The following is a 26443-nucleotide window of genomic DNA, read 5'->3' on the forward strand; positions in this document are numbered from 1 at the left end:
TGTTCCAAACTGCTGGGACTGAGGGACAGGTCGTTGTCCAAACTTGGGTTAGACTGGTTTACTGTGCCTAGTACTAAACACGTAATATGTTTATTTAGGTGTAAGAGTAAATAATGCGTTGTGTGAAAGGACAATTGTATACTCCTATTCATAATAGTATAAAAGCGAACATCTTATATGAAGGTGTTCGCTTTTACTATGGTTTTGGGATAGTCCCTGCGTCCCATTATCCCCAAATTTCTTTAGAGATATCTACGATATATTTCAATTTTGCCCATTGTTCTTCCTCGGTTAAGATATTACCGTGGTGAGTGGAAGCGAAACCGCATTGTGGGCTGATACATAATTGCTCAAGTGGTACATATTTTGTTGCTTCTTCTACACGAGCTTTAATGTTTTCCCTGTTTTCTAAAGTACCATGCTTTGAAGTGAATACTCCAAGTACGACTTGTGGTCCCCCATTTGGAATATATTCTAATGGTCCGAAGTCTCCAGAACGGTCATCATCATATTCTAAGAAAAACCCAGTTACTTTTTCTTTAGCAAAAAGGGTAGGCGCAATTTTCGCATAACTACCTTCAAAAGCCCATTTAGATCTGTAGTTACCACGGCATAGGTGAGTAGTGACAACTAAATCCTCTGGCTTATCTTCCAATACACCATTAACAACACGTAAAGCTAGGTCAATTAATTCTTCACGTGAATAGCCACTATCATTAAAAGGAATTTCTGGTGCATTCAGACCAGCTATGTAAACATCATCTAGCTGTAAATAACGGCATCCTGCATCATAAAAAGCTTTAATTGCATCACGGTAGGTTTGGATGATATCTTTTGTATATTCTTCAATGTCAGGATAGATTTCTAAATTACGGATACCAGCGTTAAATAATTGGTTAGGACTTGGAATCGTTTGTTTAGCAACAGCTCGGTCTCCAACAATTTCTTTAAATTCAATAAAGTCTTTAACATGTGGGTGGTCCGGGTTAAACGAGATTTTTCCAACAACACGCACATCGTAACGCTCAGTTTCCTCACCTTTAAATGCAAAACCACTTTCAGGAACATAGCCCTCAACACCATTTAAATGCTCTAGGAAATCAGTATGCCAAAAACGGCGACGGAACTCCCCATCAGTAACAGCTTGTAATCCTACCTCTATTTGCTTATCAACAATTTTCTTAATTTCTTCTGTTTCAATTCCGTGTAATTCTTGTGCAGTAATATCGCCTGCCTGGAATGCCTTTCTTGCCTGATGAATCCTCTCTGGCCGTAATAAACTACCTACATGATCTGCTCTAAACGGTGCCTTAACTAATGTCTTTGTCAATTGAATCTCTCCCTTTTATTGATTTGGGACAAGGGGACAGGTCACTGTCCTAATGTCCAAACATAAAAAACCTCTCTTCAAAAATAAGAAGAGAGGGTAATAGATAAGTAGAATCCTGCTCTTCTTATCTTCTAGCATTACGCTACTGGAGTTGGCACAGTACTATTTAAAGTCCGCTGCCGAGGTATCATAGGGCCAGTCCCTCCACCTCTCTTGATAAGAAAGAAAACGAAATATTAAATTTATAGACTTTACTTTACATTTTACAAATTGAAATGTCAACTGTGAAATGAAAAACTACCAAATCTATCTTTTGTAATTAGACTATTCCTGTATAATTGAAAGATACATAGAAAATGGGACAAGGGACCTGTCCTCTGTGCCAGCATAAGGGAGCGTACAAAATTGGTTTATATACTTCTTTTATTAATTGGGTTTGTGGGAGGTACGATTGGTAGTCTTGCCGGTTTAGGTGGGGGAGTAGTTATTGTTCCTTCTTTATTGTTCTTAGGAGGTAGTCTTGCGCTTATTCCCTCAATAAGCCCACAAACTGCTGTTGGTACGTCTGTACTAATTATTGTTTTTACTGGCTTATCTTCGACGTTAGCCTACTTAAAACAAAAGAAAGTAGACTATGTAAGTGGATTGATATTTTTTATTGGAAGCGGACCAGGAGCTATAGTTGGCGCTTATTTAAATGATAAATTAGAGCTTACATTCTTTTATACCTTGTTCGGAATATTAATGGTATTTATTTCGTTCGTATTGGCCATTTCAAACAAGCTAAAACCTATCCAGTTCTCTAAGGGGCTTGAAAGAACCTATATAGATAATGAAGGGAAGGAAACGACTTATCGAGTTTATATACCTCTGGGTATCGCATTTGCTTTTGTGGTTGGTGCATTGTCTGGCCTATTCGGAATAGGTGGGGGAGCACTAATGGTGCCTCTCATGTTACTAGTTTTTCGTTTTCCACCATCTGTAGCTGTTGCAACCTCTATGTTACTAGTGTTTCTATCTGCAATTACAGGATCAATCGCACATATCCAACAAGGAAATGTCGAATGGCTATACGCTCTTGCTCTCATACCTGGCGCATGGTTCGGAGCAAAATTTGGTGCAATTCTTAACAAATCATTAAATGAGAAAACAATTGTACTTGTCTTTAGAATTTTTATATTAGTTATTGGAATTAGACTGATTCTTTCTTAACTAGACTAACTTTCTCTTTGGTTTTGGGACAATGTACCTGTCCCTCTGTCCCAGACGGGAACCATGTCACAAAAAGCCGCTTACACTTGAAATGAGAATTTCGAGTGTGAGTGGCTTTTTGTTTTTACTCATTTTTCCTGCGAAAGAATAAAATACCGTTTTTATAGGAAAATAATAAAAAAATCTATATCTTTGAATGAGGTAGCGCGATGTCATGGTCAACGATTAGAAGGAGTAAACGAAATAGTTCTCAAAAAAAGCCGGAAGAAGCTATCCCAATTCCTCATAAGTTGGTTGAGGACATGGAGAAGAAGAAGATTGGCAAGAGTCTTGATGAAATTATTGAGTTACTCCAAGATTTATTAGGGAAAAATGTTGACTTTTTTTATCGGCACTTCCAATTGTATGGAAAGTTTCGTGCTGTCATTGTATATTTTTCCAGCCTAGTTGATAAAAAGGCAATTAACAATGAAGTTATGAAGCCGTTAATGTATATCCCAATTTATACTGATATCTCTACTATCACATTAGAAAACCTGGAGGATTTTATTTTTAATGAATCCATATTTCATAGTGAGGCGAAGGGTGAATGTAATATTGAAAAAATCATACAAGCGTTATTACGAGGAGAAACGCTTGTTTTTATTGATGGATTAGATACTGCTATAAAATTTGGTGTAAAAAATATCGAAAAACGTTCGATTTCTCAACCTGAAACAGAGCAGGTTATTCTAGGGCCGAGGGAAGGTTTTATTGAATCTCTTCAGACTAATTTGGCATTGCTGCGAAATCGGTTGAAAACAGCTGATTTCCGTATAGAAACATTAGAAATTGGGCGCTTATCTAAATCAACTGTTGCAGTTTGTTATCTAGAAGGAATTGCCACGAATGACCTAGTTAATGAGGTTAAAGATCGGCTAGGTAAAATTGATATAGATGCGATATTAGATGTGGGATATATCGAGCAATTTATTGAAGATAATCATATGTCCCCTTTCCCTCAGATACAGAGCACGGAACGACCTGATAAAACGGTTGGAAGCCTGCTAGAAGGAAGGGTTGCCATACTAGTAGATGGGTCCCCTTTTTCTCTCATCGTACCAGTTGTTTTTAACCAGTTTTATCAAACATTTGAAGATTACTCATCCCGGTTTTTAATGGGAAGCTTTGTGCGACTTGCACGTATGGTAGCTTTAGTTTTTTCATTAATTTTTCCGTCTCTTTATGTATCCTTTATATCGTTTAATCCTGAGCTTTTGCCAACTGAATTTGCTGTAGCAGTTGCAGGTGGTAGAGCAGGGGTGCCTTTTCCAGCAGTTATCGAAGTTCTAATCATTGAGATAGCTATGGAAGTACTCCGAGAAGCGACTGTACGTTTACCCAAGCAGGTTGGTGGGGCTCTTTCTATAGTAGGAGTTCTTGTTATTGGACAAGCTGCTGTTGAAGCCGGGATAGCAAGCCCTATTACAGTTGTTGTTATTGCTTTAACAACGATTGGGTCATTCGCAACACCTGCCTATAGTGCTGCATTTGCGCTACGTATGCTGCGATTTCCAATTGTGATTATGGCTGGTTTTTTTGGGCTCTATGGTGTAGTGATTGGAGTTATTTTTATCTTTAACCATATGCTCTCATTAAAATCCTTCGGAGTTCCCTATATGAGCCCCGTTACACCCGGTAATTTTCAAGGTTTTAAGGATGTTATCATAAGGGCACCTTTTTGGTGGATGCCTAAACGTCCAGCTATGCTTCACCCCCAGAATTCGGACCGTTTAGGAACGACTAAGGAGGAATTGAAAAAAGCACCAAGTAATACGTTGGATCCATTAAAGGTCGGAAATGAAAAGTGGAAGGAGGGGAAGTCTGATGGAATACCCAAAGGAAATAACAGTCATACAAGCGACGACAATTCTAATTAGTACGATTATTGGTGTCGGACTTCTTGCACTTCCACTATTTGCAGTAGAGACTGCTGATACTGGTGCTCCGCTGGTTACCTTAATGGGGATAGCGATTGCATCTTTAGGACTTGGAATAATTACCTTCCTAGGGATACGCCACCCACGTAAATCTTTAATTGTATATGGAGAGGATATTCTAGGAAATGGGCAGGAAGGCTTTCAAGCCTTATGGTTATCCTCTTTTTTGCAACGTTAACTGGATTAACATCAAGAGAATTTGGGGCGGTTGTTATAACCGCAATACTAAAGCAGACTCCCCTTGAGGTAACGGTTATTGTAATGTTAGTTCTTGCTGCAATTTCGACGAGAAATGATATCAATATATTTGCTTATATACATAATTTTTATGTGCCAATCATAATTGCACCAGGATTAATCGTTGTTGCATTATCTTTAAAAAATGCAAATACTTTATATTTATTTCCGATTATGGGTAACGAACCAGGGAATTACTTTGTAGGAGCGACTACTATTGCAGCATTATTCCAGGGCTCGTTTATCTTTACGATGATCATCCCTTACATGCGAAATCCCAAAAAAGCAATAAAGGCTAGTCTATTTGGGATGATATTTGCAGGTGGGTTATATTTTTTGATTGTTGTAGCAACTGTCGCTGTATTTGGACCGGGTGAAATTAAACAGTTATTATGGCCAACACTCGAATTAGCACGCACTACATCTATACCCGGAAATATTCTGCAACGTTTGGATATTGTATTTTTATCGGTATGGGTAACAGCAGTTTTTACTACCCTTTTTTCAAGCTATATGTTTACGGTTCATTCTATAAGTCAGTTATTTAGGTTAAGGGATCATAAAATGTTATCCTTATTTATTTTACCGATTGTTTTTGTTATAGCGATGATTCCCCAAAATATTTTGCAATTATATGACGTTATTGAAGTCTTTGGTAGATTAGGTCTTATCATAACGATTGGTTATCCATCTTTATTACTTTGTGTAGACCTTATAAAGAAAAAGGTGAAAAAAAGTGGGAGTATCAAAGCATAAGTCTATCATCAAGGCGATTCTAATGACTGTTGTACCTTGCCTGCTATTAGCTGGGTGCTGGGATAGTGAAGATATTGAACAACGTGCAGTTGTATTGGGGATATCGATTGACAAAATTGATAAATCAGAAGCGGAAGAATCTCTTGAGCAAATAACTGGATTGGGTAAGAATTTTCCTAAACCTAAAGAAGGATTAATTGAACTTACTGCTCAAATTGCTGTGCCAGGGCGTATTCCATTGGGGCCTCAGACCGGAGGGGCTGGCGTAGATCAAAAGCCAACCTGGTTAATCAAAGTAGTAGGTTATACAATTGATGACGCGATTGCAGTTCTTCAGCAGGAAGTGGCAGACCAACTGTTCTTTGGTCATCTCAGAATCATTGTAGTTAGTGAGGAAGTTGCAAAAGACGGATTAATAAGATTCAATGACTACCTTCGAAGAAATCCGGAAATACGAAGAACAGCCTGGATGGTCGTTTCAAAGGGAGAAGCAAAGAAGTTCATGGAAGTAGCTCCTAAGCTAGAACGTGTACCTACTTTATATTTATCAGCAATGGTTGAAAATGCTGTTGGATTGGGAAAGTTTCCTGATGATTTTATAGGGTTATTTTGGACGAAGCTTCAAAGTAAAGGGCAGGAAACGTTCCTTCCGTATCTAGAAATAAAAAAAGAGGATAATATTCAAATTTCAGGTTTGGCCTACTTTGTAGATGACAAAATGGTGGGTAAAACAGAGCCGGTTGAAATTGGGTTGTTCATGGCTATAACAGGTGAAAAAATGGGTGGGTATGAAGTCTTTGTTGAAGTACCTGATACAGATTCTAAGGTACTTGTTAGGGCGGACAAACGTAAGTCATCTATAAAAACATCTATTCGAAATGGGATACCGCATTTTACTATAAAGATACATTATGAGGCGTTAGTTGATGAAGGAACTCTTGATGTGAAAATAAATGATCCTGAGATTCTTCGGAAAATTGAAGAGTCAGGTTCAAAAGGAGTAGTGGAGGGAACTACAAAATTAATAAAAAAGTTACAAGCGGAGCAGTCCGATATATTTGGATTTGGAGAATATGTACGAGCGAAGCAACCAAATTATTGGAATACTAAAGTAAAAACAAAAGAAAACTGGAGAGAAATATATAAGGATATAACCTTTGATATTCAATGTTCATCTAAAATTCGTAGAATTGGTACAAAGGGAAAATAGTTTAAGTGTTCGGGAGGAGTTTAATTTGGTCTATATCGGGTATACGAATTATATTGTCATTTTAAGTATTACTACCGGCGTCTTAATCCTCCTATTCGATGTAAAAATATACAAAGATGAAAAATTGAAAAAAGAAAAAAAAGTAAGCAAATTCCTAGGCTGGTTTAACATAGTTGCTGGCATACTAGTTCTCACCTTAAATTGGGCCTATCAAAACATTTTCTGGTAGGAGGGAAAGAGTGACAGGTCTCTTGTCCCATTTAGTATAGATTTCCTAAAGTTTAACGATAATGAAGAAGGAGCTACACAGCAAGATGTTGAATTACATACTAAAGGTCTAAATGAAAAAATAGCAGGAGGTTTACATGGGAAGATTAGTTCATTTCGAAATTCATGTTGATGACATGGAGCGCGCAAAAACGTTTTACGGAGAAGTATTTGGGTGGACATTTCAAGACTGGACAGAATATGCTGGTATGCCATACTTTGGAGCTGTGACTGGGGATGATAGCGTACCAGGAATTAATGGAGCACTTATGAAACGACAAGGCCCTCCTCCGGAAAAAGGCCAGCCTTTGAATGGTTTTTCATGTACGATGGGTGTAGAGGACTATGATTCAACTGAAGCCAAGATTTTAAGTAATGGTGGCCAGGTAGCATTACCGAAATATGCCTTACCAGGAATGGCGTGGCAGGGCTACTATTTGGACACGGAAGGAAATATTATCGGCATTCATCAACCAGATGAAAATGCAAAATAAAGACTTAATTTCTACGAGCAGCACCGCTAATGTGGTGCTTTTTGTATGTATAGTTTTTACCGAATATGGTAATTAGCTTATGAACGCTTTCGTGTATAATGACTATATTAGGTTACCTAGGTTACATACTAACTATAGAGTCAATGAGAGTACTAGTTTTGGGACAAAGGGACTTGTCCCTGCGTCCCACCCCGACGAAAGGAGACTGCTGCTTATGCCATTAGAGATTGTGAGAAATGATCTGACAAAGATGAAGGTAGATGCGATTGTAAATGCTGCGAATACGGAGTTGCAGATGGGTGGCGGTGTCTGTGGTGCTATCTTTAAGGCTGCTGGTGTGAAGGAGCTTCAGCAGGCATGTAATGAGATTGGTGGATGTCCGGTGGGACAAGCTGTGCTTACCGAAGGATATAGTTTACCAGCAAAATATATTATACATACGCCTGGTCCAGTTTGGAAGGATGGTACTCATCATGAGACAGAGCAGTTAAAGAATTCATATCAGAATTCGCTAGAACTAGCTCAACAACATAATTGTAAATCAGTCGCATTTCCACTGATTTCAACTGGTATATATGGTTACCCGAAAGAAGAAGCTCTACAGGTTGCTGTCTCTACAATTAGTTCATTTTTATTACAAAATGAAATGCTTGTTTATCTCGTGGTCTTCGATAATGCATCTTTTGGGTTAAGCAAAAAGCTGTTTACATCTATCTATGAATATATTGATGAAAACTATGTTGAAGAAGTAGAGGTACTGTTCAATCGTAGACAAGACCGCTTTAAACAATTGGAAGAGCTCGAGGAGAAATTTTCTGTAAAACAAAGTGAAGCAATCACTGAGAATAGTTTAGTTAATTTAATAGAAGAGCTTGATGAGTCATTTTCAGAACGTCTTCTTCGGCTAATTGATGAACGGGGAATGACAGATGTTGAGACCTATAAAAGAGCGAATATTGACAGGCGCTTATTTTCAAAAATAAGAAATGAACCAGAGTATACGCCTAAAAAGAAAACGGCTGTTGCTTTTGCAATTGCTTTACAATTAAGTGTTGCTGAAACAAATGAACTACTTTCTGCTGCAGGGTACACCTTATCACACAGCAGTAAATTTGATGTAATCATTGAATTTTTCATCCAACAAGGAAACTATAATATCCATGAAATAAATGAAGCTTTATTTGCATTTGATCAACATTTGCTTGGAGCGTAAAAATGTCGCTTTTGAAGCGACCAACTCAAATGAAAATCTTGTTATTCTTAGCTTGTAAATTAAAACAAAGAGCGGAGGATAATAGGATGAAAAAAAGTGTAACAGAGGTAGTATTTATTTTAGATAAAAGCGGGTCAATGTCAGGTCTTGAAGCAGATACAATTGGTGGCTTTAATTCCATGTTGAAAAAGCAAAAACAGGCTGAAGGGGAAGCTTTTGTAACGACTGTTTTATTTGACCATAATTATGAATTACTTCACGACCGAATTAATATAAGAGGTATTTCTCCTATAACAGAAAGAGATTATGAAGTAGGAGGGACAACAGCTTTATTGGATGCGATAGGCTTTACCATTCAAAAAATCTCGAATGTTCAAAAGCGTACAAGTAAAGAAGAAAGAGCCGATAAAGTTCTGTTTGTCATAACGACAGATGGTATGGAGAATGCGAGTCGTGAATTCACTTCAGAAAAAATAAAGAAGATGGTTCAGCATCAAAAAGAGAAATATGGCTGGGATTTCATGTTCCTTGGTGCGAATATTGATGCTGTCTCAACCGCAGCAGAGTTTGGTATTGATGAAGATTTTGCGGTAGATTACCATGCCGACAATATTGGAACTCAATTAAATTATGAAATGGTTAGCGAAGCAGTTGAGAAAATCCGCAGCGGGAAGACGATTGACAGAACGTGGAAAGCAGGGATTGAGCGGGATTATAATCGTAGGTCTAGGAAGTAATAGGAGAAATGGATGTTTAACGGGACTTATCAAGAGCCTTTGCAACAACAACCGAGAAATATGAAAACCGTTCCTGAAAAAACGAGGAACGGTTTTTCATCATTTTTATAGACCAGAGCACTGACCTTTTTTAGCACCTGCAATAATGTTGGTTGCTCCGAAATCAGTAACGTTGGAGCTATTACCGTCGCAATCTAATCCTCCACTTATAGAGTTCCCTACTAAAATTGGCCCGTAATCGCCATATTGCTCATTAGTAGAGATTTGGCTGTTTTCAGATAGGGTAAGTCCACCATTTAATGAATTTCCTGCAAGGACTATGTTGTTAGATGTACCAGTAATTTCTGTCTTTCCATTAACCTTTGTACCAAATATATGAATCACATTTGCTTTGTCAGACTTTAAACGACCATTAATAATACTGTTTGATACCAATAATGATGCACCGTTGCTTACTATAACTCCTCCAGTAACGGTTGCATCTTCCAAGCAAGTAACACCTTTGTTAACTGTTAGACGCTTTTGGTTACCTGTTATTGTAGATGTACACTCTAATGCTTTACCAGGAAGCACAGTAGCTTTGAACATTTCTGCCTTACCAATATTACCTGTTGCGTCGATTGCTCGATGTTCAATTATGTGTGTTCCGAATCCCGGTACGAAAGCACCACCTGGGTCATTTGCAGTGTAGGATTGCTCAAAGGTGACTTTAGAAAGTCCCCCAGTTCCAAGGTTTCCGTATGTTAATGCTTTGATATCAGTTCCAGTGTGTGAGAACTTAAATGGTGTACCTTCCGGTTGGTCAGGGAATCCGAAATAATTGTACCAACCATCCTTATTTAGACGAAGTTCACCGACTACGAATCCGGGTTGGTCATCCTGAGGATCAAGCAGCATGTCAAATTCATTAAAGTATACATAATGCTCCACTGTTCCTAATAGTGTTGTGAGTGGTTCTGTAAGTGTTTTTGGAGCAGTAGGAAGAACGTTGTCAACTGTCCAAGTAACTGTATCAGACTGACCAGATGGATTTGCTGGGTCAATCACTGTTGCACTAAGTGTAGAAGAACCCTTTGGTAAATCAATTTCAGCCAAGTCGAGTAGACGGCTGTTAAAAGTGTCTTCAATTATTTCACCATTAAGTTCCCATGTTACATCAAGCATTCGATCTGTTGGATGTGTTGTTTGAACAAAGGCAACTTCGTCAAATGCAAGTGCGCGCTCAGTTGAAGAATGGCCAGTAAACTTAACGTCTACTTCTGCTTTTGTTAGGGATTTTCCAATGGTCCATTCTCTTGTTTGGGTCATTCTCGGACCATCTAAATAAAATGGGTCACGCACGAATTCAGTACGGTCTTGGATAGTGACTTTTATCTTATCACCTAATTTTGCATCCAGGTTTGTAAGCTCAAGATATCTACTATTATTCGTATTTGCAATCTTATTTCCGTTAAGTTCCCATGATACATTTAATTTGTGGAATCTTGGATGCATGGTTTCTACCCAAAGTATATCGTTTGGCCCAACTTCACCTTCAGGGGTGGAATTAACCGGCATTTCATCTGCATTACGCATTCCAGTAATTCGTTGGGTCATATGCTCCCTACCAACCTGATCAAAGTAGAAACCAGTATGTCGCATCATTGAGTGTTCACTCGGACGCCATACGTTAGAACTTCGAAGTGATCCACTTTCATAACCATCTGGGTCAGCTGCTCGGATAATTCCACCTGATTCACTTTCCTCACCAAGCCAGCGCCACCATTTCTCCTGTAACTCAATCATCTCTTCAGAACTCATACGGGTATGATGGAACGAACTAGGTTCACTATTTGGATGTGGACCACCTGGAACATCACGGTTTGAGTAAGCATACTCATCTCTGAGATTACCTAGTGAGTGTCCTAATTCATGCAGAGAAACGAGGGGCCCTTGAGGACTTCCTCCAGTTGTTGTTGCATGAACTCCACCAATTCCACCATAAGTAGATGTGTTGGCAATATTTAATGTTTGAATGTTTTGGGCATTAGCTGAAATACCGAGATACGGAGCTAAGTAATTATTAATGATATCATTACGTGCTTGAGTTCCACCAGATCCATACGTAACACCACGGGCTAATTTATCTGCAGGACAGTTACTCGCATACTGAAGTTTGAAAACTGTGTCACGACGAACATTTCCATCATCAGGGTCGCAGCTTATACCAGAATCCATTGAGGGGGTTTCAACCATGTACACGTTGAAGTAGTTACGGTAGCTACGAAACGGCTCAACTCCCCATTGAACGTTCTGGTTCCTATCCACATCTGCATGAAACTTGTCCATTTCATCTACTGTGTAGCCATCGCCGAATATAATTAGGTTTAGTCGTTGATCTGCAGGTCCTGTAACTTGAAGTGGAACAATGTTTACGTCACCCACAGCTAGATTCGCTGTAGTTTTGACAGAAGTAGTCTCATTATTTGGCAGACTCAATGCATTTACTGAAGGAACAGCACTACTAAGAAGTAAAGGAATCGATAGGGCAGCCGTAGCTATAACTGACAAGAACTTGCTTTTCTTTTTCATTGATTACCTCCAATAGATTAATTGGTTAGTTAACCGACTTTTACTAGGACTAATGTTATTGAAAATATTTATAATACTAATGTATAAATAGTAAAAAACTATCAATCTTTAAAAGATATGATTACTTAGCACTAATAATCAAAACAGACTGTTAAATACTGCCTTGAAAGAGTGGGCATATAACTACTCTTACAAGGCACTCTCTTCTTTCACACTTTATTCCCACTTCACACCGTCAGATCCTCCAACAACCGGTAGAATCACTTTACTACGCTCAGGATCTACTGTTATCTTAGTACCAGCTGTTGGGCGAATTGTGTATTCGTTATCGCTGGCAATAATGACGATTCCGAGTTGATCTCCTGGTTCAAACACGTAATCATCTGGCTGCATCTCCCATGTAAAGGTATATTCACGACCTGGTGTTAGCGCAGTTGATCTAGATTCATCATGCAGGTTCTGTGGATCTGCCCAACCCCTTGTGACAATTTCTGTTTTATCAGCTTTATAGTTTACTAGTAAAGCAGTAAGGTTTGCAGTTGGACGGTCAATACTTGCACGAATCTCAACTTTAGGTGTTCCACTAATTCTCATAGCGTCAGTAAGAGCAGGTGTTTTATATACGAGACGATTTTCTGTATTAGCGTCCAAGTACGTTACTAACTGATTTGCTCTAACTAAGGGATTATCAATTAAGGTTTGGTTCTGTTTATTATTGTTTGGTACTGGATTTAGACTGAAGGTACCTGCACTATCTGTAGTAGGCTTTAGATGTAGTGCTGTTGCTTCAGTTCCAATTGCTGGCCAGTTTTGTTCTGTTGTCCAATTTCTATCTTCTCGCTGAATATCTACCATAGGTTCTTCCATAATGTCATTTTCAATATCATATAACCAGTAATCAAACCATTTGTTTAAAGTAGGAAGCCATACATCTCTTCTAAAATTGTATGGACTCGAATGTCCGCCTTGGTGAAGCCATAGTTTTCTTGGAACATCATTTTCCTCTAAAGCAGTCCACCAATCGGAGAAGTGCTTAGTTTTTACGTTCCAATCATTTAATCCATGTATAAGGAAGACACTAGCCTCAATATTTTTTGCATCCTTTGAATAATCACGTTCACTCCAAAATGCATTGTAATCACCGGATTGACGATCCATGCCTTCAGTCAGTTCCTTAATGACGTCACTACATGCCTCTGGATTAGCTCTTGTTAAAATTGCTTCGGCCATGTTATCGGCATCCTCGCCTTGGTAACCACCAGGAGCTACTACAAGACCATTGGAACGATAATACTCGTACCAGCTACTTATTGCAGCAATCGGAACGATTGTTTTCAATCCTTCTACACCTGTTGTTGCGACTGCGTTTGGAAGAGTGCCGTTATAAGAGACACCTGTCATTCCAACATTTCCAGTTGTCCAATCAGCAATTACAGGTTCGCCATCTTGTGTATATGCGTCAGCACGACCGTTTAACCAATCAATTACAGCACGTGTACCAAGGACTTCGTTTTCATCACCTGTTGTAGGGCACCCATTCGATAAACCAGTTCCAATACTCTCTGCTAAAATAACAGCGTATCCTCTTGGCACGAAGTAATCATCATAGTACGTAGGAAAACTTCCTGGTGCATAAGAAGCGTATGGTTTTCCGCCATTCTCTCCAGCTTTTCCTTTTTTAGGAACATCATTAAGCTCAACATCAACATCATATACAGGTACATTCTTAATACCTGAACGGTATGGAGTCATTTCATAAATAACAGGTACTTTTAGTCCTTGCTCTGTCTCTTTAGGTCGAATTATATCTGCTCGTACTCGATCAAGTTTCCCGTCACGATCACTATCAACAGTTGTCTCCACATAGATACGCTCAGTTATAGACTCGCTGTGGGAAAAAATCGGTTGAGTCATTCCATCGATAATTTCTATCTGTGGTACAGTAGTGGGGCTATTATTGTTTTCAGTTAAAATTGTCTCACTTGCTAATGTACTGTTAGAGCTAAGGAGTAAAGGAATTGCTAGTGTAGAACACATTGCAACTTTCAAAAAACGATTTCTAAGTTTCATAGTTACCTCCTAAGAAATTAATGTTTATGATTCTTTTACTCTAGTAAAAGAGGAAGTACATAAAATACTTCCTCTCATGTGACTTTAATTTATTTCCCTTTGCCAGGCCCAACTCGTACAGATACACTTGCAAATTTATTTGCATCTGTTTCAGATGTACTTGTAAACGATAAGTTGTTTGGAACTGGCTTGTTCTTAGGAATTTTCACATATACAGGTACTACTACCGTTTCACCTGCAGGTACTTCAACGAAGTTATTTTTAAGCATAACTTCCCAACCAGAAGCAGTTTTGGCATCAAGACGGAAGATGTCAGTTGAATTACCAGTGTTTGTTACATTGAAATTGTATACGGCTACATTTCCAGCAGCTGCAAACTCAGTTGTACCACGAGAAGCAGTTACTCCACGTGTGAATGGACCATCACTATCCATGTGACGAACAGCTACACGATAGGAAAGGGCACCTACATCATCATATGTCTTATCAAGAATATAGAAATGGAGACGATTATGCTCATCAACATATTCACTAATCACTCCATCACCTGTTCCTGCCTTGAATAATGCATCAGCAAGCTGTCTGTAATCACCTTTAGAGTACATTGCTTCTGTACCATCAGGTCTTACAAAATCAACTTGGTCGATATCTTCAGGGTGAGAATCAACTACCCAGATATTAGGAGACGACTCAGCATTCTTCGTTTTTGCTAAAAGGACACCGGAATCTGTTTGGAATGAGTCAAATCCAATTCGATCAACAACCTCAACTGTATAATTGTTATACCATTTTGCTCCACGTTGCATATCAGCACGCCAATCATCATTTAGAGAATTTGCTGGGGTTAAATCTTCCATTTGAATGTTAATCCCATTGACTTCATCAGAACGTCCGAACTCACTACCTGCCGGAATTTCACGGGCAAGAACATCAGCAAAAAGTGGACCAGTTTCTGCAAGTTCCTCACGACTAATGTTAATGTATTGATCTTCCGTTAAGAAGCCTTGTTTAATTTTATTTCGTAACATATGGTGTGATGGTGAAGAAGCACCTAATGTAGGCATAACCATCCAACGCGTATGCGGACCACCAGGACCGTTAAAGCTACCACGACTCATTAGTTCCCAAGGGCCAGAGTATGAGCGTGATACTGGGCTTCCGTATGGGTTGTTATAGTTATCAGCAAGAGCCATAATATGTCCAAATTCGTGAGCGAAAGTTCCCATTCCGTCGTTTTCACCTTGAATTGAAACTCCACTTCCAGCTCTAGACCAAAGGCTACTAGCCGCAATCCAAGAAGTCCATGGTACGTAACGAGTATTTGCCCAGTTAGCCATAAGGTTATCCGGATCATAGAGAGACGGTACACCAAACTCATCAGTTACATCCTCAGCAGTTTGGAACATCATTTCACCAAACTCCTGCCAAACTCCTGATTCGTCATAGCCAGCATGAAGGATAAATACAAAGTCGAAATCTTCACCAGATGCATCAATATCAGCTTGAGCAATTGCTCTTGCATCCCTTCTTAAGTCAAAGCTACCTTCAGATTGTGGTGGTTTGTTTTCTTGTTGGTTCCATTCATTCATACCATAATCGAACTCAGTATGTGGCATGCGATATGGACCGAAGGCTTCTAGCTCAACAGCCCAATTTCCAAAGGAGTTTTCTCTCCAAAACTCGTCAATTGTACGATAGTTGTTAAGTGCTTGAGGCTTTGTTAAGAAGTCCTCCCAAAATTGTGGAACTTCGTCTCTAGGGATATTACCGTTAATAGGGTTACCTGCTAATTCAGATCCCACATCTCCACTTACAATAAATTCACGATCAGAGAAATCAACAACAATTAATGCGCCTTTTATTACTCTCTGTGGTTCTATGTTAGTATTTTGCCAATCATAACCTGGAACTGGCTTGTAATCACCCCAAGTCATATCCTCAGGAAGTACCCAAGACTTTGGGTCCTGTGGTTCAGGAAAATCTGTTAAACCTGGTTTGTCTGCAAAAGCTGGTGTCGACAAAAACAGCAAAAAAACTACCATTAATAAAAAAGCTTTTTTAAATTGCTGCATGTATTTAGCCTCCCTAAATTTATTTAAATCTACTAAATAATACCATCAATTAATAGATTACAAACTGCTAAATTGTTAGAAAATTAAAAATAATCACAAAGTCATAGATATTTAGTTGGTTCAATTTTAAAATATCTTATATTTCCGAGACTATTGAATCAGTAGAATGGGATTAGGGAATGGGGAAAATATCATACCTGTAGAGCTTTGAAAAGTGGGAGACCCGTTAAAAACGACTCGACAATCAGCGAGCACTAAAAGTCTAAAATTGTAAAAATTTGAAACAAAAAAGGGGTTGATTCGTATTAAAAGATAGTAAGTTAAATGAAAGTGGGGATGAAATGGTATTAGTAGTAACTAGTCTTTTTTCAGCACTTATCATTTTTATTTGTGTTTTTCAAATGATAAGGGTCTATAAGATAACTGTTGAAAGAAACCAATTAACTGTTCGGAAGGGTGTTTTATATTCAATCATAACAAGTGTAGTAGGTTTAATAATCGCATCTGTTCTACCTTTTGGATACTCTAAAATAATTGAATTAATACTCTAGTTTTGTCATACATACGACTTAGAAGGGGGCGTATAATTGGGTGAAATTAAGAAGAGTTACTCTGCTAAAGCTTATAAAACTGTCGCGATCTGTTACTTTCTACTTTTCACAACAGTATTTGTATTTTTTATGGAGAAGTTGATAGTCGAAAGTACATATTCTTCAATTTTAATATGTACTCCCAACAATGTTGGCTTGTATAATAATCGGAATTTATTACCTATTAAAAGCGGAAAATTCGAAGAAAGTAACATAATAGATAAAAAAACCCTTCATTTACAAAGGGTCTTTTCCGTTGAGTTTATGTACAATTTTAACGGTGCTGATCGACAAGAATTAAATTACCATCCGGGTCTTCAATTGTAAAATGTGCAGGCCCCTCACTTGATAAATCTGCTTCAGAACTAAAAACAACTCCTTTTTCCTTAAGCTGTTTTTGGAGTTCCCTAACGTCTGTAAATGAATCAATATTTTCGGCATTTTGATTCCAGCCGGGATTAAACGTTAGTATGTTTTTATCAAACATTCCTTGGAATAATCCAATAACGCAACCTTCATTCTTCATGATAAGCCAATTCTGAGAAATATCCCCTCCAAATGATTGGAATCCTAAGTTCTCGTAAAATTCCTTTGAAGCAGATATGTCTTTTACATTTAAACTTACAGAAAATGCTCCTAGTTTCATAGTTCTCCCCTTTTTTTTGACTTGGAAAAATTACCTTATCTTCAGTATATAACTCTATTAAACAGAAATATACATGCTTAGTGGATTAAACAAATAACTTTCCATGCAGGACTCTGATTATCATTGTTGAATAATTGTATAAATAGTCTGGTCGATAGGAATTAGTGGGTAGAATCTAAGGAGGGGGGATAAGAGTATTCGGTGCGATTTGCAGGGTAAATGTTTGTACTTTTATTGGTCGCGGTAGCAATGCGGATTACTTATTTATTTGAGAGAAAATCTTTACACCAATGCTGGTTATCATGTCCTTACATTTACAGTAATGGGCACAATTTTAGGGTTATGGAGATAAGGGAGGTAGTTAGAATGACATACGAGGAGATCATGCAAAAGCTAGAGGAATTAGGTTCCGGTCAAACAAAGAAGATCTATACAAATCATGGAGTGAAAGAACCATATTTTGGCGTTAAAATAGGAGACTTGAAAAAACTCGTAAAGTACGTGAAAAAGGACCAAGAATTGGCTTTACAATTATATAATTCAGGAAACCATGACGCCATGTATTTAGCTGGACTTTCGGTCAATCCGAAGCTGATATCGAAAGAGACGTTACAGGAGTGGGCGAAGAAAGCCTACTGGTATTTGTTAGCGGAATACACGGTCGCCGGGGTAGCAGCAGAAAGTAGTTATGCTCTTGAGCTGGCTCGCGAATGGATGAAATCAGAAGTAGAAATGATTGCCGTTGCCGGCTGGAATACATATGCAAACTATCTATCAATAACACCTGATGAAGAACTTGATATTCAGGAAGTAAAGGGCCTGTTAAGACAAGTGAAAGATACAATCCATGATGAAAAAAATAGGGTTCGGTATGTGATGAATGGATTTGTGTTGTCAGTTGGTTGCTACGTAAAGGAACTCACAGAGGAAGCAAAGCAAGTTGCAGAGCATATTGGAAAGGTGCATGTTGATGTCGGAAATACAGCATGTAAAGTACCAATGGCAACAGACTATATTAAAAAAGTTGAATTAAAAGACCGTGTAGGATTGAAACGAAAAACATGTATTTGTTAAGTAAAGTAAGGTAATGAAAGGAGCTACCAAATTTCGGTAGCTTTAATTGGTTCAGTTTTACGTAAGGTCCTAAGCTCCACTTTTTAAGTAATACCAAAGCATATTAATAAAGGTGTGAACTTGTGTTTCAATTTTGGTTCCGTTAAACTGTTTTTGGAATGGTTTTAGTAATGGCTGGAGAACGATTTTTCGTATACGCTCACGCTGGAGTTCGTCCATTATTGCATTGTATAAATCTTGTTGTTCTTCATTAAATGTATGATGCGAATGGAGGTGTTCAGCCATTTCTTTTAATTCCTGTAGAGTTACCACTTTTTTATCAATTTTGCTTCGCATTAAGTCGATAGCAGAGTAGTTTAATAACGATGTATTATTTGCTTTCATATGTTCAAAAATTAATTCTAAGTAAGATAATATAACATTTACTAAATGAGTTAATGAAAAGGTGTTGTTTGTTAGTCGCATCGTAAATAGTATATGCTGAAGCATACCGTAAAATAAAATGGTACCTTCAAATGCATATTCCCGAATATCTTCCCCAATAACCTCAATCAACCGATTTGCCAGCCAGTCCATTTCATAGACTCGATGATGGAGGACCAGCTTTTTTAGGTCAGTTTCCGTTGAAGACAATATGTTCTCAAATAAAGCATGTAAGTTACGTTCTTCGTTTAATCGCATTAAGATTGTAATTTGCTCTATAAAAACGTCTCGATCCTTAGAATCCTTTCCAACTTGAATAGCAATTCGCTGTTGGCTTGCATCATAGCGAAGAAACTCAAGAATATCTGCTATACAATCATTTTTAGAATTGAAGTAGTTATAAAACGTTCCTTTTGAAATATTGGCTTTTTCAATAATGTCCTGGACTGAGGTTTGCAGGATTCCTTTTTCAACAAACAAGCTTAGTGCAATATCAGCCACTCTTCGTTTTCGGTTATTCATGGCGTCCTCCCGTTGAACTCTGGTATAACTAGTATAATTTTCCCGAACTAGAAAAACAATATTTATACTATGAGTATAAAGTTATTGTATTTTTTATACAATCGGTATAAAATGTATCAAGTCAAAGAAAATTTATTAAGACTAGAGGGATGGATAATATGGATACTACTTTCCAACATAAAAAAACACCATATTTAATGATCGCTGTCTTGTTCGTGGGTGCATTTGTTTCGTTTTTAAATAACTCGTTATTAAACGTGGCATTGCCGTCTATTATGATAGATTTAGAGATTGAAAATTACTCAACGGTACAATGGCTAGCTACAGGATATATGCTTGTAAGTGGTGTATTAATTCCTGCATCAGCATTTTTAATTACACGATTTTCGAATCGTAGTTTATACATTGCATCAATGGTTATATTTACGTTAGGAACGGCGTTAGCAGCATTTGCGCCGAACTTCGGTTTCTTACTAGCTGGACGTATGGTTCAAGCGGCTGGTTCAGCTGTAATGGGGCCATTGTTAATGAACGTTATGTTAGTAAGCTTTCCACGTGAAAAACGTGGTGCTGCAATGGGAATTTTCGGATTAGTTATGATAACAGCTCCTGCAATCGGACCAACATTATCTGGTTACATTGTTGAATATTATGACTGGCGTGTGCTTTTTGAAATGATCCTTCCATTAGCAGTTATTAGCTTATTATTAGCTGTTTGGAAGCTCGATAATGTGATGGAACAAGATAAAACTGCAACAGTTGATTATCTTTCTGTTGTATTGTCTGTAATTGGTTTTGGTGGATTACTGTACGGATGTAGTTCAGCTAGCTCAGATGGCTGGACAGATGGAGTTGTCTTAGCGACGTTGATTATCGGAGGTATTGCTTTACTTGCATTTATTCTTCGTCAATTACGAATTGAAAAGCCACTGTTAGATTTACGCGTTTACAAGTATCCAATGTTTGCTCTTGGATCAGTTATTGCAATTGTAAACTCAGTAGCGATGTTTTCAGGGATGATTTTAACTCCTGCATATGTACAAAGTGTACGTGGTATTTCACCACTTGATTCAGGGTTAATGATGTTACCTGGAGCAATTATAATGGGGATCATGTCACCTATTACAGGAAAGTTGTTTGATAAATTTGGTCCAAGAATTCTAGCGGTAGTAGGTCTTACAATTACAGCTATTTCAACCTACATGCTAGCACATTTACAAATTGACTCTAGTTATGGCTATATCATCTTTATTTATTCTTTACGTTTGTTTGGTATGTCAATGGTTATGATGCCGATTATGACAAATGGGCTTAACCAGTTACCAACCGTAATGAATCCACATGGTACAGCGCTAAACAACACAGCGCAACAAGTTTCCGGTTCTATCGGTACAGCTGTGTTAATCACAATTATGAACTCTGTAACTAAAACTGAAGCTGAAAGCTTAATGAAGACCGTCGATCCTACAACATTAACTGAAGCTTCCACTGCTGCTTTAACACAGCAAGCATTACTAGCAGGTATTCAATATTCTTTTTATATAACGTTTATAATTAATATAATCGTTCTAATCATGGCATTGTTTGTAAAACGTGTTGATACAAGTGCAGAAGCAGTAAGTAAGATTGAAAATATGAATCAAAAGTCTTCAAAGCCTGCAACAGTATAGGGTAAGCAAAACAAAATTAATAAATATAAGTAACTGTCTAAAGCAGTCTAATTTAGAAATAAATTAGACTGCTTTTTTTGGTGGTCTGGGTTTGGGGTTTGCTCGAATTGGGAGGAAGGATAGTTAACAGGTTAACTTTTACTCCTTTTTGTTATTACAATAGGTGATTTTATTTAATTTAATCTCCTATATCGATAGATTTCTATTACTTCTTTGTCACTTATTTGACAATGGTTGAGATTTGACCATCTAGGCTACTGCTAGGGATATTATTTTCGATTTATGCATTTTAGCAATTTTAAAACGTATGTTTTCAATGCCTTAAGATGTTACAACAAAAAAAGAGTAGTCATATCAGTTTGGTCTTACTCTCATGCCTAGAGCACATAAAGGTTAAGAAAAGGGAGAAGGAGTATAGCAAAAGACAAAATTAATAGTAAAGCATTGTAGGTTAGTATATAAATAGGATTGAATAGTAATAATCTGGAATTTTATATGATATGATAGATATTGGGTTACTACCCCTTTCTGAAGAATCCGGGGTTATAATAGCAAGGTTCAATGGGGGGATTAGATGAAAACGTGGCTATGGATTATTGGGATAACGATTCTTGTCATTGGATCAGCAGCACTCGCATTTGGCGCGTATAAAATGTTTGAAAGCACTGGTGGAGAACATTCAAAAACAGTTTTAGAAGCAAAGGGTAAGCCTTCCGCAAAAGACAAAGAAAAAGAATTTAAGGAACAAACGAGAAAAGTAAACGGCATTACCTTTGATTTGAAGTTGGATTCTTCTTCATCAGAATATGATGTTATTGTGGCCATGCATAAAATGACTCATCAAAAGGTTTAAGCAGAAGATAAATGGGGAACAACTCCGATGATTCCAGATACTATTAATAAAATACATGAGATTCTAATAAAGAGTGATTTTAAAAGAAAAAAAGACTTACTGGAAATTATCGAGCGTTGGAAAATTGGGGACTTTAGCCGTGCTGACGATGACCATAATTACTTTTGGGATTATCAAAATGGAACCGTCGGCAAAGCCTACGGGTTAATGAATGAAGCCGAAGAACGAGAGTTTATATTAAATAATTTTGGTGAAGAGTATTTACCAGAATCTTTTACAAATAATGAATAAAATCATTATGCAGTCTTAAAATGCTAGGGTTAGTGTTTTGGGCTGTTTTTTTGTATACAGGTTTTAGAACTTACGTTTAATTCGAGGATTCCTAGCCAACTACTTTTAAAACAATCTAGGATATTATTAAAGGGAAAAAGCTCATTTTATAGAATATATCTAATAATTACGTGAAAAGGTGCATATATGAAAAAAACAATTCTTATTTTTTTAACACAATTTATCATTCTTAGTTTATATTTTAATCTTTTTCCTTTCATTCTTCCTATGAATGATGTATTCCGGTTTTTCCATATTATTTTATTTTTTCCAATTGCGTATTTTGTTGCAAGGGTTTTTAGTAAGGGTGACATTAGGATCTATGGGGTTGTTTTTTACAAAGGCTGGGGAAAAAATAGTCTAATAGGTTTTATAATTGGTGCATTTTTTTGGACGATTTTATTCGGTTCTTATATTGCCTTAGGGAAGTATGAAATACTGGGTTTTAAGTCAATAAACGAGAGCGTTTTCCCAATGTTTGCAGTATTATTTGGCTTTGGGACAGGGTCACTTATAAATGACATGCTGACAAGGGGGCTTGTCTTCCATCATTTTAAGGATAAATTATCAGTTCCAACCGTTTTTGTTATCTCTATATTGTTATATGCCTTTGACGATGTGTGGTACGCAGGCTTTAGTATACAAAACACGATATTTTCAATTGTTCTTGGTTTAAGTTTAACGTATGTTTTTTATAAAACGAATTCAATTTGGGTAAATACAGGGATTCACTTTGGACTGAATGTTGTATATGGACTTTTTTATGGTGTAAGTGGTAAACCAGGTGATGGAATTTTTATGTTCAAAGAGACTTCGACAGATGTATGGTTTGGGTGGTTATCATCGCTAATTTCAATAGGAATACTAGTAGCTGTTCTGATGACGACTCGCTATTACACTGTGTATAAAAAATAAAAGCATTTGCCAATAAACAAATGCTTTAAGTGTAGTACACAAACTTAGCAAGAAGAACTATTTGATTAAACGATATTTCCCTAATATAGGTAACGGTTTCTCGTCGCCTTTTGCAGCGTTTATGATTCCTAAGATTGCTAAAGCTAATACAAGTAAATTACCTAATGGAAGGATAATCATCCAACCTATGAATGGGATGATTGTGCCAACGATATTTATACCTACTGCTAATAAGAAAAGAAGGAGTCCTTGATTTGCATGATACATCGCAAATGTAGATTCTCTGGCTGCTAATAATGGAAGAAAGAAGATGATATACGCTAATATTGCCATGACCTTATTATCTTCTACATCCTTAATTCGATTCTGATTTTCCACAGTTCCACCACCTTATTCTGAAATAGATACATAGACATATATATTAAAAACATCAAATAAGAGTTCCTGCTTATATCACATATGACAAAAGAAATAGTGAAAATAAGTCATTAAGGCTACAGATATATAATTTATTAGAATAGGGGGTTTTTTAGAATGTTAGAGTGTCCAAAGTGTGGGAGTAAGGATATTGGGAAGGGCAAACATTCGGGTTATGCGGTTATACACCCAATAAACAAAATGAGTTTGGGGTCAGACATTATCTATAATATCTGCACAAACTGTGGCTATATTATAGATTCCTATGTTACAAAACCAGAAAAGTTTAAAAACACTAAATTCTAGAGGAGAGTGAAAAATAATGATTGAAATAAATAATCAAATTAGAGAAGAGCTTCTATCTCTAGTAGAAGGGTTGACTGATGAACAACTAAATACTTGTGTAGAAGAAGGGTCATGGACCATTGCGCAGGTACTGGAACATTTGTATTTACTTGAAAAGTCAGTCACAAACCTTATCCAACGTAAATTAGAGTCTGCTACAATTAAACCTGTAGTAACCAAACCATTAAAACATACACTCAACAGAAGCTTAAAAATAGACGCTCCATCATTTTTAGTGCCGAAAGAGGACTTTCTTTCTTTAATAAAGATAAAGGGAATGCTCAAAGAATCGAGAGTAGGGTTCCTCAAATCATTTGAAGGAGTTGAACGCTCGTTATTAGAACAGAAATCTTATGTTCATCCTATCTTTGGGGACTTAAACTTAGCGCAGTGGATTGAATTTATTGGGTTACACGAGCAACGACATATGGAGCAAATAAAGGAGATTAAAGAAAAATTATAGATGGCAAGGCTGATTCAGTAATCTGAGTTGGCCTCTTTTTTTGGAGTTTAATTTAGGATTTATTACACCCCGAAAAATAGCTACTTTACGACTACTAAAGAAAGAAAATCGTTCCTTTGAACCAATGTGAAAATGGAGAGCAGAGTTTATAATTGGTTAACGAATATTATAAATATTCGGATAAGATTTATCGGAGGTGGTTATTTTCAAATATTTTTAAAGTAATTCTTATTTCCGCAAAAAAATCTTCCAAGTACACCTACCTTTTCTATACTACTATTCTTATAAAATTTCTAGATTCTTTACCTACATATAAAAAAGAAAAGAGGGAAATGATTTGAAAACTTTAACAAAGACAATGTCTGTTATTTTGGTAGCCGTATTTCTTTATTCAGTGTTTGCAATGGGGGTTTTTGCTGCGCCTAGTCAAGACAAATCCCCTTCAAAAGACGTGCGTATTTTAATCCAGCCTCTCAAAATGACAGATAAAGCAAAGTTGATGTCTGACTATGGAGCGCGTTGGGACTTTGCAGGTAAAGGCTTTACGACAACTGTTAATGAAAATCAGTATGCAGCACTTTTAAAAAATAAAAATCTTAAAGTTACTTTAGTTGATACAGTGTCAATTAACGCCAAGCCTCAGCCAGGTGCAGGTGCAGCCCCAACAGATCGTACACCTTGGGGAATTGAAGCAATCTATGACAATGCCAGTATCTCAGCAACTGACGGTGGAGATAACATTCGTGTTGCTGTATTAGATACTGGAACATTAATTACACACCCAGATTTACAAGCAAATGCGGAACAATGTAAGGATTTCAGCCAAAGTAAATCTCCGATTGTTAATGGGCAATGTTCTGATAAAAATGGTCATGGTACACATGTTGCTGGGACGGTATTAGCAAATGGTGGTTCAGGTACTGGGATATATGGTGTAGCTCCTGATGCTAAGCTATGGGCATATAAAGTATTAGGTAATAGCGGATTTGGCTATTCAGACGATATTGCTGGAGCGATTCGCCATGCTGCGGATGAGGGGAAGAAAAATGGAGTAAAGGTTGTTATTTCAATGTCTCTTGGTTCGAGTTCAAAGGATACACTAATTGCAGATGCTGTCACATATGCAGTTAATAACGGTGCTTTAGTTGTTGCGGCAGCGGGTAATGAAGGCCCAGCTCCAAATACTATTGGATACCCAGGAGGTCTTCATAATGCAATTGCAGTTGCAGCGTTGGAGGATGTTCAACAAAATGGTAACTATCGTGTAGCTGACTTCTCCTCAAGAGGTAATCCAAATACTGATGGCGATTATGTAATCGGTGAAGGAGATGTTGAATTATCAGCACCTGGACGTGCGATTGAATCAACATGGAGTGATGGGACGTATAATACAATTAGTGGAACTTCAATGGCTACTCCTCATATTTCAGGGTTAGCAGCAAAAATCTGGGCTGAAAATCCAAGTTTGACAAATCATCAATTACGTTTGGAACTTCAAAACCGTGCAAAAAGCAATGACATTCAAGGTGGGCAATATGCTGGAGCAGGAGATGATATTGCTTCAGGATTTGGATTCCCGTTAGCAAGATAATAGATTGATAGAGAAACGGTGAACTGAGTTTGGACTACAGTTCACCGTTTGTTTTTTACATACACTTAAAACGGTGTCCTTTATAAAAAATCGCCTTTAGCGGGTTTACTTACTCATCTTCCCCCATTTTATCAAGAAGACTAATAGTATCAACGAGATGATTATTAAAGATTTGCTTTGCAACTGACAATAGTTCTACAATCATTGGGTCGCGTAACGAATAGATTACTCTGTTACCGTCTTTAGTTCCAATCACAATATTTTTAGATCGAAGGATGGTTAATTGTTGGGAGACTGCAGACCCTTCACTTCCAATTAGACTTTGAATCTCGTTAACATTTTTATCTCCTTCTGTTAGTAATTCAAGAATTCGAATTCGTAATGGATGTGCTAGGGCTTTAAAAAAGTCGGCTTTGAATTGCTGCATTTCTAAATTCACTTGATATCCTCACTTTC

The 26443-nt window shown here is 37.4% G+C and carries 22 protein-coding genes, 2 pseudogenes and 1 riboswitch; of the genes and pseudogenes, 16 read left to right on the top strand and 8 right to left on the bottom strand.

Annotated features, from left to right (window positions below; translation table 11 throughout):
- Positions 1 to 226: 226 nt before the first annotated feature.
- Positions 227 to 1330, bottom strand: a complete 1104-nt coding sequence (locus AB3M96_RS06585; RefSeq protein ID WP_412966782.1) for a 5-methyltetrahydropteroyltriglutamate--homocysteine S-methyltransferase — start codon at positions 1328 to 1330, stop codon at positions 227 to 229.
- 121 nt (positions 1331 to 1451) lie between these two features.
- Positions 1452 to 1553, bottom strand: a riboswitch (SAM riboswitch).
- Between the two features lie 182 nt (positions 1554 to 1735).
- Here AB3M96_RS06585 and AB3M96_RS06590 point away from each other — a divergent pair.
- From AB3M96_RS06590 to AB3M96_RS06625, 8 genes and pseudogenes are all read left to right on the top strand, one after another.
- A complete protein-coding gene (locus AB3M96_RS06590) occupies positions 1736 to 2542 on the top strand; it encodes a sulfite exporter TauE/SafE family protein (protein WP_412966783.1) in 807 nt (268 codons plus the stop codon).
- A gap of 209 nt (positions 2543 to 2751) precedes the next feature.
- On the top strand, positions 2752 to 4461 hold the full coding sequence (locus AB3M96_RS06595; protein WP_412966784.1) for a spore germination protein: 1710 nt from the start codon (positions 2752 to 2754) through the stop codon (positions 4459 to 4461).
- A pseudogene (locus AB3M96_RS06600) lies at positions 4409 to 5514 on the top strand (GerAB/ArcD/ProY family transporter). The gene AB3M96_RS06595 and the pseudogene AB3M96_RS06600 overlap by 53 nt, the downstream one beginning before the upstream one ends.
- Positions 5495 to 6724 carry a Ger(x)C family spore germination protein gene (locus AB3M96_RS06605; protein WP_412966785.1) on the top strand — a complete coding sequence of 410 codons (1230 nt, stop codon included), beginning with the start codon at positions 5495 to 5497 and terminating at the stop codon, positions 6722 to 6724. The pseudogene AB3M96_RS06600 and the gene AB3M96_RS06605 overlap by 20 nt, the downstream one beginning before the upstream one ends.
- Positions 6725 to 6749: 25 nt before the next feature.
- Positions 6750 to 6953 (top strand): CLC_0170 family protein, encoded by a 204-nt coding sequence (locus tag AB3M96_RS06610; protein WP_412966786.1) that lies wholly within the window; start codon positions 6750 to 6752, stop codon positions 6951 to 6953.
- A 136-nt stretch (positions 6954 to 7089) separates the two neighbouring features.
- Entirely contained in the window at positions 7090 to 7485 is a 396-nt protein-coding gene (locus tag AB3M96_RS06615; RefSeq protein WP_412966787.1) for a VOC family protein, read from the top strand.
- 214 nt (positions 7486 to 7699) lie between these two features.
- Positions 7700 to 8698, top strand: coding sequence for a macro domain-containing protein (locus AB3M96_RS06620; RefSeq protein WP_412966788.1), 999 nt, complete (start codon positions 7700 to 7702; stop codon positions 8696 to 8698).
- 86 nt (positions 8699 to 8784) lie between these two features.
- Entirely contained in the window at positions 8785 to 9435 is a 651-nt protein-coding gene (locus AB3M96_RS06625; protein ID WP_412966789.1) for a vWA domain-containing protein, read from the top strand.
- Between the two features lie 105 nt (positions 9436 to 9540).
- Here AB3M96_RS06625 and AB3M96_RS06630 read toward each other — a convergent pair whose 3' ends face one another.
- The 3 genes from AB3M96_RS06630 to AB3M96_RS06640 all read right to left on the bottom strand — a co-directional run bounded on the left by AB3M96_RS06630 (position 9541) and on the right by AB3M96_RS06640 (position 16148).
- Positions 9541 to 12006: a M64 family metallopeptidase gene (locus AB3M96_RS06630; protein ID WP_412966790.1), complete on the bottom strand. Its 2466-nt coding sequence runs from the start codon at positions 12004 to 12006 to the stop codon at positions 9541 to 9543.
- Between the two features lie 216 nt (positions 12007 to 12222).
- A complete protein-coding gene (locus AB3M96_RS06635; RefSeq protein ID WP_412966791.1) occupies positions 12223 to 14076 on the bottom strand; it encodes a Xaa-Pro dipeptidyl-peptidase in 1854 nt (617 codons plus the stop codon).
- Positions 14077 to 14165: 89 nt separating this feature from the next.
- Positions 14166 to 16148: a M6 family metalloprotease domain-containing protein gene (locus tag AB3M96_RS06640; protein ID WP_412966792.1), complete on the bottom strand. Its 1983-nt coding sequence runs from the start codon at positions 16146 to 16148 to the stop codon at positions 14166 to 14168.
- Between the two features lie 341 nt (positions 16149 to 16489).
- Between AB3M96_RS06640 and AB3M96_RS06645 the strand changes: the two genes are divergently transcribed.
- Positions 16490 to 16699 carry a hypothetical protein gene (locus AB3M96_RS06645; protein WP_412966793.1) on the top strand — a complete coding sequence of 70 codons (210 nt, stop codon included), beginning with the start codon at positions 16490 to 16492 and terminating at the stop codon, positions 16697 to 16699.
- Positions 16700 to 17012: 313 nt separating this feature from the next.
- Here the strand turns inward: AB3M96_RS06645 and AB3M96_RS06650 are convergent, their stop codons facing one another.
- The gene (locus AB3M96_RS06650; protein WP_412966794.1) at positions 17013 to 17384 is read right to left on the bottom strand and encodes a VOC family protein; all 372 of its coding nucleotides are present in this window, start codon (positions 17382 to 17384) and stop codon (positions 17013 to 17015) included.
- A gap of 366 nt (positions 17385 to 17750) precedes the next feature.
- Here AB3M96_RS06650 and AB3M96_RS06655 point away from each other — a divergent pair, with 366 nt between their 5' ends.
- Positions 17751 to 18458, top strand: coding sequence for a DNA alkylation repair protein (locus AB3M96_RS06655; RefSeq protein WP_412966795.1), 708 nt, complete (start codon positions 17751 to 17753; stop codon positions 18456 to 18458).
- Positions 18459 to 18527: 69 nt separating this feature from the next.
- Here AB3M96_RS06655 and AB3M96_RS06660 read toward each other — a convergent pair whose 3' ends face one another.
- On the bottom strand, positions 18528 to 19403 hold the full coding sequence (locus tag AB3M96_RS06660; RefSeq protein WP_412966796.1) for a TetR/AcrR family transcriptional regulator: 876 nt from the start codon (positions 19401 to 19403) through the stop codon (positions 18528 to 18530).
- A 158-nt stretch (positions 19404 to 19561) separates the two neighbouring features.
- On the opposite strand from AB3M96_RS06660, the gene AB3M96_RS06665 reads away from it, so the two are divergent.
- The 4 genes and pseudogenes from AB3M96_RS06665 (at position 19562) to AB3M96_RS06680 (ending at position 23171) form a co-directional block, all read left to right on the top strand.
- Positions 19562 to 21073 carry a DHA2 family efflux MFS transporter permease subunit gene (locus AB3M96_RS06665; RefSeq protein WP_412966797.1) on the top strand — a complete coding sequence of 504 codons (1512 nt, stop codon included), beginning with the start codon at positions 19562 to 19564 and terminating at the stop codon, positions 21071 to 21073.
- 574 nt (positions 21074 to 21647) lie between these two features.
- Positions 21648 to 21926 carry a hypothetical protein gene (locus AB3M96_RS06670; protein WP_412966798.1) on the top strand — a complete coding sequence of 93 codons (279 nt, stop codon included), beginning with the start codon at positions 21648 to 21650 and terminating at the stop codon, positions 21924 to 21926.
- 12 nt (positions 21927 to 21938) lie between these two features.
- Positions 21939 to 22217 (top strand): annotated as a pseudogene (locus AB3M96_RS06675) (DUF6241 domain-containing protein); the annotation flags it as partial.
- 186 nt (positions 22218 to 22403) lie between these two features.
- On the top strand, positions 22404 to 23171 hold the full coding sequence (locus AB3M96_RS06680; RefSeq protein WP_412966799.1) for a CPBP family intramembrane glutamic endopeptidase: 768 nt from the start codon (positions 22404 to 22406) through the stop codon (positions 23169 to 23171).
- Positions 23172 to 23228: 57 nt separating this feature from the next.
- Here AB3M96_RS06680 and AB3M96_RS06685 read toward each other — a convergent pair whose 3' ends face one another.
- Positions 23229 to 23549, bottom strand: a complete 321-nt coding sequence (locus AB3M96_RS06685) for a DUF4870 domain-containing protein (RefSeq protein WP_412966800.1) — start codon at positions 23547 to 23549, stop codon at positions 23229 to 23231.
- 361 nt (positions 23550 to 23910) lie between these two features.
- Between AB3M96_RS06685 and AB3M96_RS06690 the strand changes: the two genes are divergently transcribed.
- Together AB3M96_RS06690 and AB3M96_RS06695 are read left to right on the top strand one after the other, a co-directional pair.
- Positions 23911 to 24396 (top strand): DinB family protein, encoded by a 486-nt coding sequence (locus AB3M96_RS06690; RefSeq protein ID WP_412966801.1) that lies wholly within the window; start codon positions 23911 to 23913, stop codon positions 24394 to 24396.
- 358 nt (positions 24397 to 24754) lie between these two features.
- Positions 24755 to 25987, top strand: coding sequence for a S8 family peptidase (locus tag AB3M96_RS06695; RefSeq protein ID WP_412966947.1), 1233 nt, complete (start codon positions 24755 to 24757; stop codon positions 25985 to 25987).
- Positions 25988 to 26096: 109 nt separating this feature from the next.
- Here AB3M96_RS06695 and AB3M96_RS06700 read toward each other — a convergent pair whose 3' ends face one another.
- A complete protein-coding gene (locus AB3M96_RS06700) occupies positions 26097 to 26426 on the bottom strand; it encodes an ArsR/SmtB family transcription factor (protein WP_412966802.1) in 330 nt (109 codons plus the stop codon).
- Positions 26427 to 26443 lie beyond the last annotated feature (17 nt).

This window comes from Ferdinandcohnia jepli, from assembly GCF_047246645.1.
Lineage (GTDB): Bacteria > Bacillota > Bacilli > Bacillales > Bacillaceae_L > Ferdinandcohnia.